The 16,447-nt window shown below is 72.1% G+C and carries 13 protein-coding genes; 11 read left to right on the top strand and 2 right to left on the bottom strand.

Going from position 1 to position 16,447, the window contains the following annotated elements; all coding sequences use genetic code 11:
• From AQI94_RS27200 to AQI94_RS27220, 5 genes are all read left to right on the top strand, one after another.
• The gene (locus tag AQI94_RS27200; protein ID WP_031046627.1) at positions 1–1,593 is read left to right on the top strand and encodes a PucR family transcriptional regulator; all 1,593 of its coding nucleotides are present in this window, start codon (positions 1–3) and stop codon (positions 1,591–1,593) included.
• 155 nt (positions 1,594–1,748) lie between these two features.
• Positions 1,749–2,591, top strand: a complete 843-nt coding sequence (locus AQI94_RS27205) for a nitrilase-related carbon-nitrogen hydrolase (protein WP_031046625.1) — start codon at positions 1,749–1,751, stop codon at positions 2,589–2,591.
• Between the two features lie 31 nt (positions 2,592–2,622).
• Positions 2,623–4,017 (top strand): dihydropyrimidinase, encoded by a 1,395-nt coding sequence (gene hydA / locus AQI94_RS27210; protein ID WP_031046623.1) that lies wholly within the window; start codon positions 2,623–2,625, stop codon positions 4,015–4,017.
• A gap of 11 nt (positions 4,018–4,028) precedes the next feature.
• Positions 4,029–5,048 carry a TIGR03842 family LLM class F420-dependent oxidoreductase gene (locus AQI94_RS27215; RefSeq protein ID WP_031046622.1) on the top strand — a complete coding sequence of 340 codons (1,020 nt, stop codon included), beginning with the start codon at positions 4,029–4,031 and terminating at the stop codon, positions 5,046–5,048.
• A gap of 161 nt (positions 5,049–5,209) precedes the next feature.
• Positions 5,210–6,760: an NCS1 family nucleobase:cation symporter-1 gene (locus AQI94_RS27220; protein ID WP_031046621.1), complete on the top strand. Its 1,551-nt coding sequence runs from the start codon at positions 5,210–5,212 to the stop codon at positions 6,758–6,760.
• Positions 6,761–6,821: 61 nt separating this feature from the next.
• Here the strand turns inward: AQI94_RS27220 and AQI94_RS27225 are convergent, their stop codons facing one another.
• Together AQI94_RS27225 and AQI94_RS27230 are read right to left on the bottom strand one after the other, a co-directional pair.
• Entirely contained in the window at positions 6,822–7,487 is a 666-nt protein-coding gene (locus AQI94_RS27225; protein ID WP_031046620.1) for a hypothetical protein, read from the bottom strand.
• 149 nt (positions 7,488–7,636) lie between these two features.
• A complete protein-coding gene (locus tag AQI94_RS27230; RefSeq protein WP_031046618.1) occupies positions 7,637–8,641 on the bottom strand; it encodes a carboxymuconolactone decarboxylase family protein in 1,005 nt (334 codons plus the stop codon).
• 167 nt (positions 8,642–8,808) lie between these two features.
• Here AQI94_RS27230 and AQI94_RS27235 point away from each other — a divergent pair, with 167 nt between their 5' ends.
• From AQI94_RS27235 to AQI94_RS27260, 6 genes are all read left to right on the top strand, one after another.
• Complete coding sequence (locus tag AQI94_RS27235) at positions 8,809–9,927, top strand: sensor histidine kinase (RefSeq protein ID WP_031046615.1); 1,119 nt, start codon at positions 8,809–8,811, stop codon at positions 9,925–9,927.
• Positions 9,928–10,159: 232 nt separating this feature from the next.
• Positions 10,160–10,822, top strand: a complete 663-nt coding sequence (locus AQI94_RS27240) for a response regulator (protein ID WP_031046613.1) — start codon at positions 10,160–10,162, stop codon at positions 10,820–10,822.
• An 83-nt stretch (positions 10,823–10,905) separates the two neighbouring features.
• Entirely contained in the window at positions 10,906–12,735 is a 1,830-nt protein-coding gene (locus AQI94_RS27245) for a gamma-glutamyltransferase family protein (RefSeq protein ID WP_031046611.1), read from the top strand.
• Between the two features lie 128 nt (positions 12,736–12,863).
• Entirely contained in the window at positions 12,864–13,709 is an 846-nt protein-coding gene (locus tag AQI94_RS27250; protein ID WP_062229974.1) for an inositol monophosphatase family protein, read from the top strand.
• A gap of 228 nt (positions 13,710–13,937) precedes the next feature.
• Entirely contained in the window at positions 13,938–15,350 is a 1,413-nt protein-coding gene (locus tag AQI94_RS27255; RefSeq protein ID WP_031038210.1) for a phytoene desaturase family protein, read from the top strand.
• 131 nt (positions 15,351–15,481) lie between these two features.
• The gene (locus AQI94_RS27260) at positions 15,482–16,432 is read left to right on the top strand and encodes an SCO3242 family prenyltransferase (protein WP_051831920.1); all 951 of its coding nucleotides are present in this window, start codon (positions 15,482–15,484) and stop codon (positions 16,430–16,432) included.
• Positions 16,433–16,447: the final 15 nt, after the last annotated feature.

Below are 16,447 nucleotides of genomic sequence, written 5' to 3' on the forward strand. Positions count from 1 at the left end.
ATGAGCACCGCCCCGGAGCCCCTGGAGTCCTTGGAGTCCCTGGAGCCGGCCCTGTCGGTCCGGCAGGTCCTCATGCTGGAACGGGTCCTGGCCGGGGAGCCCGAGGTGGTCGCCGGGGCCGGCCACCTCGACCGGGCCGTGCGCTGGGTGCACGTGGCCGAGGCGGCCGACGTCGGTGTGATGCTCAGCGGCGGCGAGATGGTCCTCACCACCGGAGTGCTGCTCGCCGGGGACGACGACAAGCAGGCCGAGTACATCCGGTCCCTGCACCGCGCGGAGGCCGCGGCCGTGGTCCTCGGACTCGGCCGCGCCTTCCCCGCCCCGCCGGACGTGATGCGCCGGGCCGCCGAGCGGTGCGGGCTGCCCATGGTCGTCCTGCACCGGCCATTCCCGTTCGCGGAGTTGACGGAGGAGGTGCAGGCCCGGCTCGTGCGGCGGAAGTTCGCCGCCGTCAGCATGTCGGAGGCGGTCCGCACCGCCCTCACCGGACTCATCACCGCCGGCGCCCCGCTGCAGCAGCTGCTGGACGAGATCGCCCACCACAGCGGCTGTCCCGTCGTCGTCACCAACCTCGCCCACCGCGTCCTCGCCACGGCGGGGGAGCGGTCCGCGGTGGACGACGTGCTGCGCGACTGGGAGCGCATCGCCCGCCAGGCATGGGGGCACCTCCCGGGCCGTTCGGGCACCGGGGGAGGCAGCGTGGGTGACGGCTGGATCCGCGCCGAACTGGGCGGGCGCGGGGAGCGCTGGGGTCAGATCATGCTGTGCGGCTACCGCGGCGACACCGCCACCGGACGCCTCCTCGCCGACCGTGCCGCCGAATCCCTCGTCCTGCACCGCATGCTCGGCGGCACCTCCGCCCACACCTGGGAGGAGCAGTCCGCGCAGAGCCTGCTCACCGACCTGGTCAGCGGGGTCGTACCGGCGCGGCAGCTGCTGCCCCGCGCCCGGGCGGCCGGACTGCCGGTCAACCGGCGCACCTTCGTACCGCTCGTCGTACGCGACGGGGATCCCGCCGAACTCGACCGGGTGCTACGGCTGTTGGGGCTGCCCGGCATCGTCGCCGAACTCGCCGACGGGGCCACCGCCGTCCTGCTGAGCCTGGCCCGGGACCAGGACGCCGCCGTGCTCACCGCCAACTTCGCGGCGCGCCTGACCCAGACGGTCGTGGCCGCCGCGGACCCGCGAACCGCCTGGGACGACGTCCCCGCCGGGATGCGCGAGGCCCGGCATGTCGCGGACGCGGTCGCCTCGGGGGCACTCGACCTCCCGGCCGTCGTCCGCCTCAAGGACGTCCATCTGCGCGGACTGATCAGGCTGTTGCGCGACGACCCGCACGTGCAGTCCTTCGCCGAGCGCGAGTTGGACGGACTGCTGTGCGCGGCGGGCGACGATCTGCTGGCGGTGCTGCGCACCTATCTCGCCACCGGCCGCAACAAGTCCCGCACCGCCCAGCTCCACCACGTCTCCCGGCCCGCGCTCTACCGCCGGCTGGAGGCGATACAGGGCCGGCTGGGCGTCGACCTCGACGACTTCGAGCAGGCGGCCTCGGTACACATCGCGCTCCTCGCACACGACGCGCAACAGAGCTGAAACATGCCACGACCTGGGAAAACGGCGGTGAAACATGGGCTCACGAGAGGGTGACACCGTGGCACGCCGCATGCCCGCAGACGTGACACCGTGCAACTCAAAGCCCGCTTTCGGACTTCCTAGCCTTCTCGCACACCGAGCGACCGGAGGTCCCGATGAGCAGAGTGATTCGCGCCGCCCTCTTCCAGACCGCGTGGACGGGCGACAAGGAGTCGATGATCCAGGTACACGAGCAGGCGGCCCGGGACGCGGCCGCGCAGGGCGCTCAGGTCCTGTGCTTCCAGGAGCTGTTCTACGGGCCGTACTTCTGCCAGGTCCAGGACAAGGCGTTCTACGAGTACGCCGAGCAGATCCCGGACGGGCCGATCGTCCAGCGATTCCAGGCGCTCGCCAAGGAGTTGGGCATCGTCCTCATCCTGCCGATGTACGAGGAGGAGCAGCCCGGCGTCCTCTACAACACCGCCGCCGTGATCGACGCGGACGGCTCGTACCTCGGCAAGTACCGCAAGCACCACATTCCCCAAGTGCCGGGATTCTGGGAGAAGTTCTACTTCCGCCCCGGCAATCTGGGCTGGCCGGTCTTCGACACCAAGGTCGGGAGGATCGGTGTGTACATCTGCTACGACCGCCACTTCCCGGAGGGCTGGCGGGCGCTCGGCCTGGCCGGTGCCGAGATCGTCTTCAACCCCTCGGCCACCTCGCGCGGACTGTCCGCCTACCTGTGGCAGCTGGAACAGCCCGCGGCGGCCGTCGCCAACGAGTACTTCGTCGGGGCGATCAACCGGGTGGGCGTGGAGGAGCTCGGCGACAACGACTTCTACGGCACGACGTACTTCGTCGACCCGGAGGCCCAGTTCGTCGGCGAGGTCGCCTCCGACAAGGAGACCGAACTCGTCGTCCGCGACCTGGACATGGCCAAGCTGCGCGAGGTCCGCGACCGCTGGCAGTTCTACCGCGACCGCCGTCCGGACGCGTACCCCCCGCTGACCGCACCCTGACCGAACCGTCCACCCTGGCAGGAGAGGGAACATGAGCAGCCGTACCGTCATCCGCGGTGGCCTCGTCATCACCGCGTCCGACGAGATCCACGCCGACGTGCTGATCGAGGACGGCCGCATCGCCGCCCTCGCCGTGCCCGGCACACAGAGCTGGACCGCGGACCGCACGATCGACGCCACCGGGAAGTACGTGATCCCCGGTGGCGTCGACGCCCACACCCACATGGAGCTGCCGTTCGGCGGCACCTTCGCCTCCGACACCTTCGAGACCGGCACCCGGGCCGCCGCCTGGGGCGGTACCACCACGATCGTCGACTTCGCGGTGCAGAGCGTCGGCCACTCCCTGCGCGAGGGCCTGGACGCCTGGCACGCCAAGGCCGAGGGCAACTGCGCCATCGACTACGGCTTCCACATGATCGTCTCCGATGTGAACCAGGAGACGCTCAAGGAGATGGACCTGCTGGTGGAGGAGGGGGTCACCTCCTTCAAGCAGTTCATGGCCTACCCCGGCGTCTTCTACTCCGACGACGGCCAGATCCTGCGCGCCATGCAGCGCTCCGCCGACAACGGCGGCCTGATCATGATGCACGCCGAGAACGGCATCGCGATCGACGTCCTGGTCGAACAGGCACTGGCCCGCGGCGAGACCGACCCCCGCTACCACGGCGAGGTCCGCAAGGCGCTTCTGGAGGCCGAGGCCACCCACCGCGCCATCAAGCTCGCGCAGGTCGCCGGCGCGCCCCTGTACGTCGTGCACGTCTCGGCCATGGAGGCGGTGGCCGAGCTGGCACGCGCCCGGGACGAGGGGCTCAACGTCTTCGGCGAGACCTGCCCGCAGTACCTGTTCCTGTCCACGGACAACCTCGCGGAGCCCGATTTCGAGGGCGCGAAGTACGTGTGCAGCACCCCGCTCCGTCCGAAGGAACACCAGGCCAAGCTGTGGCAGGGCCTCAGGACCAACGACCTCCAGGTCGTCTCCACCGACCACTGCCCCTTCTGCTTCGTCGGCCAGAAGGAACTGGGCCGCGGCGACTTCTCGAAGATCCCCAACGGCCTGCCGGGCGTCGAGAACCGCATGGACCTGCTCCACCAGGCCGTCGTCGACGGGCACATCTCGCGCCGCCGCTGGATCGAGATCGCCTGCGCCACCCCGGCCCGGATGTTCGGCATGTACCCGAAGAAGGGCACCATCGCCCCGGGCGCCGACGCGGACGTCGTCATCTACGACCCGCGCGCCGAGCAGGTCATCTCCGCCGAGACCCACCACATGAACGTCGACTACTCGGCGTACGAGGGAAGGCGCCTCACGGGCCGGGTCGAGACGGTCCTCTCGCGCGGCGAACTCGTCATCACCGAGCGGGAGTACACCGGGCACGCCGGGCACGGCACGTACACCCCGCGCTCCACCTGTCAGTACCTCAACTAGGAGTTGCGCACATGGACTTCGGACTCGTCCTGCAGACGGATCCACCCGCCTCCAAGGTCATCAGCCTGATGAAGCGGGCCGAACGCAACGGCTTCACCTACGGGTGGACGTTCGACTCCGCCGTGCTCTGGCAGGAGCCGTTCGTGATCTACAGTCAGATCCTGGCGAACACCTCGAAGTTGAAGGTCGGCCCGATGGTCACCAACCCGGGCACCCGTACCTGGGAGGTCACCGCCTCCACCTTCGCCACCCTCAACGACATGTTCGGCAATCGCACGGTGTGCGGCATCGGCCGCGGGGACTCCGCGATGCGCGTCGCGGGGCGTACGCCCAACACGCTGGCGCGGATCAGCGAGGCCATGAAGGTCATCCGGGCGCTCGGCTCGGGCCAGGAGGCCGACCTCGGCGGCACGGTGATCAGGTTCCCGTGGATCAAGGAGGACGCCGAACTCCCCGTATGGATGGCGGCGTACGGCCCGAAGGCGCTGAAGATGACCGGCGAGGAGGCCGACGGGTTCATCCTCCAGCTGGCCGACCTGTACCTCACCGAGTACATGGTGAAGGCGGTCAAGGACGCCGCCGTCGCCGCCGGACGCTCGGCGGACGAGGTCAAGATCTGCGTCGCGGCCCCCGCCTACGTCACCGCGGACGACTCGCCCGAGGCGCTCGCCCACGCGCGTGAGCAGTGCCGCTGGTTCGGCGGCATGGTCGGCAACCACGTCGCCGACCTGGTCTCCAAGTACGGCGAGCACTCGGCCGCCGTCCCCGACGAGCTGACGGACTACATCAAGGCGCGCGAGGGGTACGACTACTCGCACCACGGGCGCGCCGACAACCCGGACACCGCGTTCGTGCCCGACGAGATCGTCGACCGGTTCTGCGTCATCGGACCGGTCGAGAAGCACATCGAGAAGCTGAACGCGCTGCGCGAGCTGGGCGTCGACCAGTTCGCCGTCTACGACATGCACGACGCCCAGGAAGCCACCATCGACGCCTACGGCTCCCAGGTCATCCCCGCCCTCACCTCCTGACCCGGATCACACACCGCTCGACCGACCCCCCACTCCTTGTCCCCCTTCCCGCCGTCCCGGGGAGGGGTGGCGGGGCCGGGAAAGGCCTCCCCGCCCGTCCCGGCCCCGCCCGAGGCCCCCGCACGGCCTATCCCGTTCCGTCCTGATCGATTGGCCTGCCCATGACCGAAACAGTCCCCCCGGCGTCGCCGATACCGCACTCCGCCGGCGGTCGCGTCGAGCTCGCCCCCGAGGACTTCCCCGCCGACAGCCCCTTCGCCAACGAGGACCTGCGTCCCGTACCGGTGTCCGAGCGCAAATGGACGACGTACAACTTCGCGGCCCTGTGGATCTCCATGGCGCACTGCATCCCCAGCTGGACCCTGGCCTCCGGCCTGGTCGCGCTCGGCATGGACTGGAAGCAGGCCGTGTTCACCATCGCCCTGGCCAACATCATCGTGCTGCTGCCGATGCTGGCCACCGGGCACGCCGGACCCAAGTACGGCATCCCCTTCCCGGTGCTCGCCCGCGCCTCCTTCGGGCTGCGCGGCGCCAACATCCCGGCGCTGATCCGGGCGGCCGTCGCGTGCGGCTGGTTCGGCATCCAGACCTGGATCGGCGGCAGCGGCATCTTCGCGCTGGGCTCCAAGCTCACCGGCGGCCACTGGGAGAACGCCGCCGAGATCGCGGGCAACCCCTGGCCCCTGTGGCTGTGCTTCCTGCTGTTCTGGGCGCTCCAGATCGCGATCATCTACCGCGGCATGGACTTCCTGCGGCACTTCGAGAACTGGGCCGCGCCCTTCGTGATCGCCGGCGCGCTCGTCCTGCTGATCTGGATCGCGGTGAAGGCCGACGGCTTCGGCGCGCTGCTCGACCAGCCCTCGAAGCTGGGCTGGGGCGCCGACTTCTGGCCCGTCTTCTTCCCGTCCCTGATGGGCATGATCGGATTCTGGGCCACTCTGTCCCTGAACATCCCGGACTTCACCCGGTTCGGCGCCAGTCAGAAGGCGCAGACCTGGGGGCAGGCCCTCGGTCTTCCCACGACGATGACCCTCTTCGCGGTCCTCGCGGTGCTCGTCACCTCGGGGTCCGAGGCCATCTACGGCGAGGCCATCTGGGACCCGGTCGCGCTGGCCGCCAAGACGGACAACGCCTTCGGGCTGCTCTTCGCGCTGGTCATCGTGCTGGTCGCCACCATCTCCGTGAACATCGCGGCCAACGTGGTCTCACCGGCGTACGACCTGTCCAACCTGGCCCCGAAGTTCATCAACTTCCGTACGGGCGCGCTGATCACCGGTGTCGTCGGCATCCTGATCTTCCCGTGGAAGCTGATCTCCACGCCGGAGTTCTACATCTTCACCTGGCTCGGAGTCGTGGGCGGTCTGCTCGGCACGGTCGCGGGCATCCTCATCGCCGACTACTGGATCGTCCGGCGCACGGTCCTGCACCTCGCGGACCTGTACACGCCCGGCGGCCGCTACTGGTACGTCAACGGCTGGAACTGGCGGGCGATCGCCGCCTTCGTGGTGGGCGGTCTGCTCGCGGTCGGCGGCTCCTACTCGGCCGTGGGCGCGGACGGCAAGAAGACCGGGCCGTTCCCGACCGACGGTCTGATCCCGTTCCTCAAGCCGCTGGCCGACTACGGCTGGGCGGTCGGCCTCGGCGCTTCCCTGCTGCTGTACATCGCGCTGATGCTGCCGAAGGGCAGGGATCAGGAGGGCATCGCGGCCTGACGGATCGCCACGCGCGCGTGGAGGGCGGTCGGGCTCGGCCCGGCGTCCGTCGCCGGCCGGCTCAGGCCTTCTGGCCGCCCTCCAGTGCCGCCACCGCCTCCTTGGCGGCCTTGATCGCACCCTTGTTGATCTCGTCCGTGCTGGGCGCCTTCTTCGACTCGAAGTCGCTGCCGTTGTACGTCACGGTCACCAGCGCGTTGGACGCCTGGATCATGACCACGCCCTCGCGGGTCTGCTGCTTGTTCTCGGTGGTGAGGTTGACCACGGAGTACCCCGCGTCGCCGACGCCCGGCACGCTTCCGCCGCCGCTCTTCTCGGCGACGTTCTCCTTGTACGACTTGGCGGCCGCCGCGTCGGACTCCGTGATCTCGAACGACACGTCCAGCCAGCGGTAGTCGTACCCCTTGAGCGCGTTCCAGGAGCAGGTGCGGCGCAGCGCGGTGTCCGTGGAGGGGATCTCCTTGCCTGCGGTCTTGGCGCCCGGCACCAGCGACTTGATCGTCGCCGCGCCGATGCTGCCGCACGGCGCGGGCGCGGCGGCGTACCGCTTGGTGGCGGCCGCCGTGGAGGCGCCCGAAGGGGACTCGCCGGCGGACTGCGGCGCCGACTCCTTCTGGGTGGCCGGCGTCGTGGCCGGGCCCGACGACAGCGCCCAGCCCGCCGCGGCGAGCACGACGACGGGCGAGATGCGCGCGGTGAGCGCGAGCGGCAGGGAAAGATTTCGCACGGCGCACTTTTCGTGGGGGACGGACGGTGCGGAGGGTCCGCACTGCGGACGGACGCCAGTTTCACATGTCTCCCTGTGGGGCGGAAGTGTGAACTCGCTCCGTACCTGTGCCGTCACAGCGCCCTGCCGCCGATGCGTCATCTGTCCGCTTATGTCCGGGCGATGGGCCGGTGGAGAGCCGATTCGATGCGGTCCACGGCCAGGAACGCCCCGTAGGCCACAAGGTGCACCAGACAGTGGTCGGTGTGCTCCGGCCGCCGCCAGGCCGCCACGTCCTCGTCGGTGATCCGGTACGGGGCGAGCGCGGCCAGCAGCACCAGACGCGCCCCCGGACGCTCCCGGCGGTCCGGAAAGCCGCTCAGGTCGAGCGGCGGGTGCGACCCGTCCCAGTCCAGCAGCATCTCCTCCACGAGGTCCTGGTCGTCGGTGCCGAGGAGACCGGCGCCCGCCATGGCCGCCCGGAGCAGCGCCGCGTACGCGAGTCCGACGGGCGCACCGTCCGCCCACGCGGGGGCCTCTCCGGAGTCGGGCAGGTCGAGCAGTGCGAGGGACGCGCCGGGACGGGCGGGCCGGCGTACGGTCCGGGCGAGCGTACGGCCCGCGAGACTGCGCACCGCCCGGAAGCGCTGGGCGTTGCCCGGCAGCAGGCTCTCGGTGAGCAGGGCGGACACGATCCGGTTGATGAAGTGGAAGGCGAACGCGGTGCCGAGATAGCCCGGGGCGTGCTCGCGCGGGAACGGGTACGGTGCCGCGCCGAGACCGCCCGGCACGCGCGTGTGCCTGCCCCACTCCAGCACGCGCGCGTGCTCCTCGTTCACCGGCCGCTCGCCTCGGGCGACGCGTTCGGCGAGTGCGTGGTCGCCGGTGGCGTGCAGCAGCATGGTGTGCGCGTCCACGCAGAACGGGCACCGGTTGGCCAGTGAGACCCCGAGCGCCGCCAGTTCCTTGCCGGTGCGGCTGCCGGGGCCGGCGATCAGCGACTCGCGCATCAGCGCCCACGCGGGGGCCAGGAGCTCCGGCGCGGAGGAGAGGACCACGAAGGTGACGGGTTCGTCGATGCCGAAGTCGCGGGACAGCTGCTCGTAGACCTCGGCGACAGGGCCGGTGGCGGACTTGGGCGGCAGGGGCCGGGTGTAGCGGAAGGGTGTGGACATGCACAGCAGCGTGCCCCCCGGCCCGGGGCCCGGTCGTCGTACGGCCGAAGGGAGTTGGCGCTGCGCCCGGGAGCGCGGGCCGGCCCGTGGACTACTACGGGAGGAGTAGCGGGGGAGTTGTCCACCGGGCTGACGCCGGTGTCGGTACCGCGGTCTAGCGTGGGGACATGAGCGGGCACCCGGTCGATCCGGCCATCTCCCAGCGGCTCGCCGATCTGGCCCTCGTGGGCGTGGTCGGCGCCCTCGTCCTGGCCCTGGCGGCCCGCGACGCGGACACCACCGCCCTCGACTACGGGCTCCTCGCGGTGAGCGCGGCCGTGCTCGCGTTCCACCGCACCGCCCCGCTGGTGGTGCTGGCCGTGGCCACGGTCAGCGGGGCGGCGTACGCCCTGCACGCACACCCGGGCCCCCTCGGCGCGCTGACCGTCTTCGCCGCCGTGCACCTGGCGTCCCAGCTGGGACACCGGGGCTGGGCCGCGGGGGCGAGCGCGGTCTTCCTCGGGGCGTACGCGGCGACGGGCCCCACGGCCCACGAGGCCGTCGAGAAGACCGCGCTGCTCGCGGGCTGGTTCGTGTGCGCGGTGGTGACGGGCCTGGCCGGCCGCAACTGGCAGGCCTATCTGCGCCAGACCGAACAGCGTGCCCTGGAGGCCGAGCGGACTCGGGAGGAGGCCGCCCTGCGCCGGGCCGGGGAGGAACGCCTGCGGATAGCCCGCGAGTTGCACGACTCGCTCACCCACAGCATCTCCATCGTCAAGCTCCAGGCGGGCGTGGCCGTCCATCTGGCGCGCAAGCGGGGTGAGGAGGTGCCGCCCGCGCTGCTCGCCATCCAGGAGGCGGGCGGCGAGGCCATGCGGGAGCTGCGCGCCACGCTGGAGGTCCTGCGCACCGATGAACCGACCGGCACGCCGGCCCTGCTCGTGGAGCGGGCGCGGGCGGCGGGCCTCGCCGCCGAACTGTGCGTGACGGGCGAGGAGTGCGCCCTGCCCGCCCCGCTCGACCGGGCCGTGTACCGGATCGTCCAGGAGTCCCTGACCAACGCGGCCCGGCACGCGGGACCGGCCAAGGTACGGGTCGAACTGGCCTACGGCGAGGACGTCCTGGCCGTGCGCGTCGACGACGACGGCACCGCGGATCCCGAGCGGCCGCCCCGGCCCGGCCACGGCCTCACCGGCATGCGCGAACGCGTCACGGCCCTCGGCGGGACGCTGCACACCGGACCGCGCGTCGAAGGCGGATTCTCGGTGCGGGCGGAACTGCCCTTGGGAGCGGGGGAGTCGGCGTGACCGGGGGCGGAACGGCTGCCCGTCGTACGGGAGATGGGCTTCGAGAGCGGGGGACGGGTGGCTCCCGGGTGGGCGGGGGAGAGACGGTCGCGACGGTGAGGGCGGTTCCTCGGTGTGCGCGGGATCGGGAACCCGGCCGCCGGAGCGCTTCGCGGTGTGCCCTGTCACGGTCTCGGCGGGCGCGCGTGATCGGGACGACGGGCGGCTTCGTCGTGTGCGTGGAGGTGGGGTCGTGATCCGGGTGGCGCTCGTCGACGACCAGGCGCTGATGCGGGCCGGGTTCCGGGCCCTGCTCGACGCCGAGGACGGCATCGAGGTGGTCGGGGAGGCGGCGGACGGCGAGCGGGGCGTCGAACTGGTGCGGGCGCAGGTGCCCGACATCGCGCTGATCGACGTGCAGATGCCGGTGATGACCGGCATCGAGGCGACCCGGCGGATCGCCGCGGACCCGCGGCTGGCCGGGGTCCGCGTGGTGATCCTCACCAACTACGGCGTCGACGAGTACGTCTTCGAGGCGCTGAGGGCCGGCGCGAGCGGCTTTCTGCTGAAGGACACCGAGCCGGCCGACCTCCTCCAGGCCATCGAGGTGGTGGCCCGGGGCGAGGCGCTGCTGTCCCCCGCGGTCACCCGCACCCTGATAGGCGAGTTCGTCTCCCGCCCCCCGGACCGGTCCACCGCCCCCGGCCTGGAGTGCCTCACCCGCCGCGAACGCGAGGTCACGGCCCTGGCCGCCCGCGGCCTGAGCAACGAGGAGATCGCCGAGCACATGGTGATCAGCCCCCTCACGGCCAAGACACACATCAGCCGCGCGATGACGAAACTGGGCGCCCGGGACCGGGCCCAACTGGTCGTGTTCGCCTATGAGTCGGGGTTGGTGACGGCACGCGGTGCCTGAAGTCCGGGCGGCCCGGAATGAAAGGATCCGTGGACGCGACCGCTTCGGATCGGCCGAGGCGCGCCCGAGCAGTGAGGTGAGAGATGTCGTTCACCACCCGGCCGACCCTCCAGGGCACCTTCGGCATGGTGTCCTCCACCCACTGGCTGGCCTCGCAGTCGGCGATGGCGGTGCTGGAGGACGGTGGCAACGCGTACGACGCGGCGGTGGCCGCCGCGTTCGTGCTGCATGTCGTCGAGCCGCACCTCAACGGGCCCGCCGGCGAGGTGCCGATCCTGCTCGCGCCCGCCGGGGGAGAGGTACGGGTGCTGTGCGGACAGGGCGTCGCACCGGCCGGGGCGACCGTGGACCACTACAGGGGGCTGGGCCTGGATCTCGTCCCCGGCACCGGCCCTCTCGCCGCCGCGGTTCCCGGCGCCTTCGACGCCTGGATGGTGCTGCTCCGCGACCACGGCACCAAGTCCCTCGCCGACGTCCTCAAGTACGCCGTCGGGTACGCCGAGGACGGGCACGCGCCCGTGGAGAACGTCGGCGCGACCGTCGAGAGCGTACGGGAGCTCTTCGAGACGGAGTGGAGCTCGTCGGCGGAGGTGTATCTGCCGGGCGGGAAGGCGCCGCGGCCCGGTGAGCTGTTCCGCAACCCCGCCCTCGCCGCCACCTGGAAGCGGCTGATCGACGAGGTGGCGGGGGCGGGCGACCGGGTCGCGCAGATCGAGGCGGCGCGTGCGGTGTGGCGTACCGGATTCATCGCCGAGGCGCTCGTACGGCAGGCGCGGCGGCCCACCCTGGACACCAGCGGCTCGCGGCACACCGGCACGCTCACGGCCGCCGATCTCGCCGGGTGGTCCGCGACCTACGAGGCCCCGGCGACGTACGACTGGAACGGCTGGACCCTGTGCAAGGCCGGCCCCTGGAGCCAGGGCCCGGTCCTCCTCCAGCAGCTCGCGCTGCTGCCGCCCGAGCTGCCGCGGTACGGGTCCGCCGAGTACGTCCATCTGCTGGTCGAGGGCTGCAAGCTGGCCATGGCCGACCGGGAGGCCTGGTACGGGGACGCCGCCGAGGTGCCGCTCGGTGAGCTGCTGTCGGCCGAGTACAACGCGGGGCGGCGTGAACTCGTCGGCGACAAGGCCTCGTACGAGCTGCGGCCGGGCAGCCCCGGCGGGCGCGAACCGCGGCTCAGCGCACACGCGCGCGTGGTCCTCACCGACGAGCCGGGCTTCAGCCCGATGGGTGTCGGGGAGCCGACGGTCGCGAAGAACCCCACGTCACCCGTGCCCGGCGAACCCGAGACCGGCCCCGACGGCACCACCCGGGGCGACACCTGCCACCTCGACGTCGTCGACCGCTGGGGCAACATGGTCGCCGCCACGCCCAGCGGCGGGTGGCTCCAGTCCAACCCGGTCGTGCCCGAACTGGGCTTCCCGCTCGGCACCCGGCTCCAGATGACCTGGCTGGAGGAGGGCCTGCCGAACTCCCTCACGCCGGGCCGTCGCCCCCGCACCACCCTCACGCCCTCGATCGCCCTGCGCGACGGGGTGCCGGTCCTGGCCTTCGGCACGCCCGGCGGGGACCAGCAGGACCAGTGGCAGCTGCACTTCTTCCTGGCCGTCGCCCTGCGCTCCCCGGTCCGCGGCGGCCTCGACCTCCAGGGCGCGATCGACGCCCCGAACTGGCACAACGACAGCTTCCCGGGCTCCTTCTACCCGCGCGGCATGCGGCCCGGCAGCGTCACGGTGGAGGCGCGGACGGACCCCCGGGTGGTCGAGGAGCTGCGGCGGCGCGGGCACGACATCACAGTGGGGGAGTCCTGGTCGGAGGGACGCCTGTGCGCGGTGGCTCGGGACCCGGAGACAGGCGTGCTGTCGGCGGGGGCGAACCCCCGGGGGATGCAGGGGTACGCAGTGGGGCGATGACGGTCCTTATGCCGCCATTTGCCCCGTATTAAAGGTCTGTTGTCTCCGGATCCTCGTGTTCATGGCGATTCCACCCGCCCTCCACCGGACGGGTGGGGATTGTCAGTCCCGCGTGCTCTCATGGAGTCATGATCGAAGACACGGAAACCATCGACGAGTTTCTCGGCCGGCACGCGGGCGACGTGGAAGAGGCCGTGCGCAAGGCCGCCGCGGCCGAGGTCATGCCGCGCTTCAGGCGGCTCGCCGCGCACGAGGTCGACCAGAAGGGCGGCCCGCACGACCTGGTCACGGACGCCGACCGGCTGGCCGAGCAGTACCTCACCGAGGTGCTCGGCGCCCTCCTGCCCGGCTCCGTCGTGGTCGGTGAGGAGGCGGTCCACGCCGACCCGGCGTCGTACGAGGCGTTGCAGGGCGACACCCCCGTCTGGATCGTCGACCCCGTCGACGGCACCCGGCAGTTCGTGCACGGCGACCCCGGCTTCTGCATGCTGGTCGCGCTGGCGCGGAGCGGTGTCCTGCTGGCCTCCTGGACCTACGCGCCGGCCCGGGACCAGCTGGCCACGGCGATACGCGGCCAGGGCGCGTTCCTCGACGGCGAGCGGCTGCACGCGGGCGCCCCCGACCCGGGCCGCGACCTCCGGGTGGCCACCTCCCACCCGGACTACACGACGGAGGACCAGAAGCGCGGCCTGCTGGGGCTGTGGACGGACGGTGTCGCACCGCGGCCGTGCGGCTCGGCCGGACTGGAGTATCTCGCGGTCGCCCGGGGCGAGTTGGACGCGGTGGCGTTCTCCTGGGAGGCGGCCTGGGACCACGCGGCCGGCCAGCTGCTGGTCGAGGAGGCGGGCGGCGCCCATCTGACCCTCACCGGCGAACCGTTCCGCATCACGGGCGGCAACACCCTCCCCTTCACCGCGGCCCGCGACGCGGCGACGGCCCGCAGGGTGCGGGGCCTGCTGGCGGGCGGGGCCTGACGCCACGGCCGACCCGGGGCGGGGCCGGGGCCGGGGTCGGGAGTGGGGTCCGGCGTAACCGGGGCCGGAGGTCGGAGGCCGGAGTTCCGCAGGTCGGACAGGACCGTCCTCCGCCCCGCCCCTCGAAGCCGCCTCCCCGACTTACCCCCGCGCCCCGGGACTGTCGGTCCCCCGGCATATCCTGATCCTCTGGCCATCGGCTGACGAAGGGGTCCGAAGGTGCCGTCGATGCTCGATGCGGTCGTGGTGGGTGCGGGGCCGAACGGACTGACGGCTGCCGTGGAGCTGGCCCGGCGAGGCTTCTCCGTGGCCGTCTTCGAGGCGCGCGGCACCGTGGGCGGGGGCGCCCGCACCGAGGAGCTGACCCTCCCGGGCTTCCTGCACGACCCGTGCTCCGCGGCCCACCCCCTCGGCATCAACTCCCCGGCGTTCCGCGCCCTGCCCCTGGAGCGCTACGGCCTGGAGTGGCTGCACGCCGAGCTGCCCATGGCCCACCCCTTCACCGACGGCACCGCCGCCGTGCTGTCGAGGTCGGTCGCCGAGACGGCCGCCTCGTTCGGACCGCGTGACGCGGGGACGTACCGAAGGCTCGTCGAGCCGTTCCTGCCCCGGTGGGACACTCTGGCCCGCGACTTCATGTCCCTGCCCGCGACCGCGCTGCCCCGCGACCCGGTCACCCTGGCCCGCTTCGGCCTCGTCGGCCTGCCCCCGTCGACCTGGCTGATGCGCCGCTTCCGCGACGAACGCGCGAAGACCCTGTTCGCCGGACTCGTCGCGCACGTGATGGCCCCGCTCGGCGGCCTGGCCACCGGCGCCATCGGGCTGGTCTTCGCCCTCGCGGCGCACGCCCGCGGCTGGCCCGTGGCGCGCGGCGGCTCCCAGTCCATCTCCGACGCGCTCACCGCCTACCTCAAGGACCTCGGCGGCACCGTCCACACCGACTACGAGGTCAAGCGGCTCGACGACCTGCCGCCCGCCCGCGCGTACGTCTTCGACACGTCGCCCACCGCCCTGGCCCGCATCGCCGGTTTCGGCAACTACTACGAGGGCTACCGCTACGGCCCGGGCGTCTTCAAGGTCGACTACGCCCTCGACGGGCCCGTGCCCTGGACCGCGAAGGAGGCGCGCGCCGCGGGCACCGTGCAGATCGGCGCGGACAGTGCGGAGATCGACACCGCGCTGCGCGCCGCGTCCCGGGAGGGCCGCGCGCCCGACAGGCCGTTCATGATCACCGTGCAGCCCAGTGTCGTCGACCCCGGGCGGGCCCCCGCCGGCAAGCACGTCTTCTGGGTCTACGGCCATGTCCCCAGCGGCTGGACCGGCGACCTCACCGACGCCATGGAGCGCCAACTGGAGCGTTTCGCCCCGGGGTTCCGCGACCGCGTGCTCGCCCGCGCCACCGCGGGCCCGCCCGAACTGGCCGCCCGCAACGCTAACTACGTCGGCGGCGACATCGCCTCCGGCGCGGTCAGCGGACTCCAGACCATGCTGCGCCCCAAGCTCTCCCTGTCCCCGTACGGCACCCCGCACCCGGCCGTCTTCATCTGCTCGTCGGCGACCCCACCGGGACCGGGCGTGCACGGCATGTCGGGACACAACGCGGCGAAGGCCGTATGGCGAAGGCTGCGACAGCAGCCTTGAGAGTCCACGAGTCGGCCACAGACGCAACACGTCGCCGCCAAGGGTTGAGAGGAATGCGTGTCACCTTTGTCACTTCCTTCACTTGGCCGTGAAAGCGTGAACTTTCAAGCCCGATAAGTAGAGTTCCGGTTATGAAAGACCGGAAAGGGTTCTTCCGTTTAGGCTCCTCGTCTGTCGTGAGCGCAGCCGATCTCGCCCAACTCGTCCGAGCACCCGCCGCGTTGAGCGTCCCCGGTGACGTGATCGCCGGAGCGGCCGCGGCCGGCCGCCCCCTGAACGCCCGTGTCCTCGGCACCATCGGCTCCTCCGTGTGCCTCTACTGGGCGGGCATGGCCCTCAACGACTACGCCGACGCCACCGTCGACGCCGTGGAGCGCCCCCAGCGTCCCGTGCCGTCCGGCCGCATCCCGCGACGGACGGCACTCGCCGTGGCCGGTGGACTGACCGCCGCGGGCCTCGGACTCGCCGCCGCGGCGAACGGCCGCCGCGGGCTCCTCGGCGCGCTCCCTTTGACGGGCCTGATCTGGGCCTACGACCTGGGGCTCAAGTCCACCCGGGCGGGCGCGGCGACCATGGCGGCGGCTCGTACCGTCGACGTCCTGTCCGGAGCCCTCGCCACGGCACCCACGGGAACGGCCCTGCGCCGGGGCGCGGTCCCCGCCGCCCTGGTCGGTGTCCACACGTACACCCTCACCGCGCTCAGCCGGCACGAGATCTCCGGCGCTCCCACCCGGGTACCGGCCACCACCCTCGCCGTCTCCACGGCGACGGCCCTCGTCACGGCACTCCCGACGGTGCTCCCGACGACAAGGACCGCCGCGCTGTCCCGGCCGGACTTGCGTACCGCCGTCACCGCCACCGGTGCCCTCGCCTACCTCGCCACCTACGGCACCGCCCAGGCCCGTGCCGTACGGAAGCCGTCGGGAGCGAACGTACGACGGGCCGTCGGCGCCGGAATCCTCGGACTGCTGCCCCTCCAGGCCGCCCTCACCGCGCGCGCCGGAGCCCCCGCCGTCGCCGCGGTCCTGGGAGTCGCGCACCCCCTCGCGCGACGGCTGGCCCGCCGCATATCACCCACCTGAGCCATGCCACCCGAT

The organism is Streptomyces pseudovenezuelae, assembly GCF_001513955.1.
In the GTDB taxonomy this organism is placed as follows: Bacteria; Actinomycetota; Actinomycetes; order Streptomycetales; family Streptomycetaceae; genus Streptomyces; species Streptomyces pseudovenezuelae.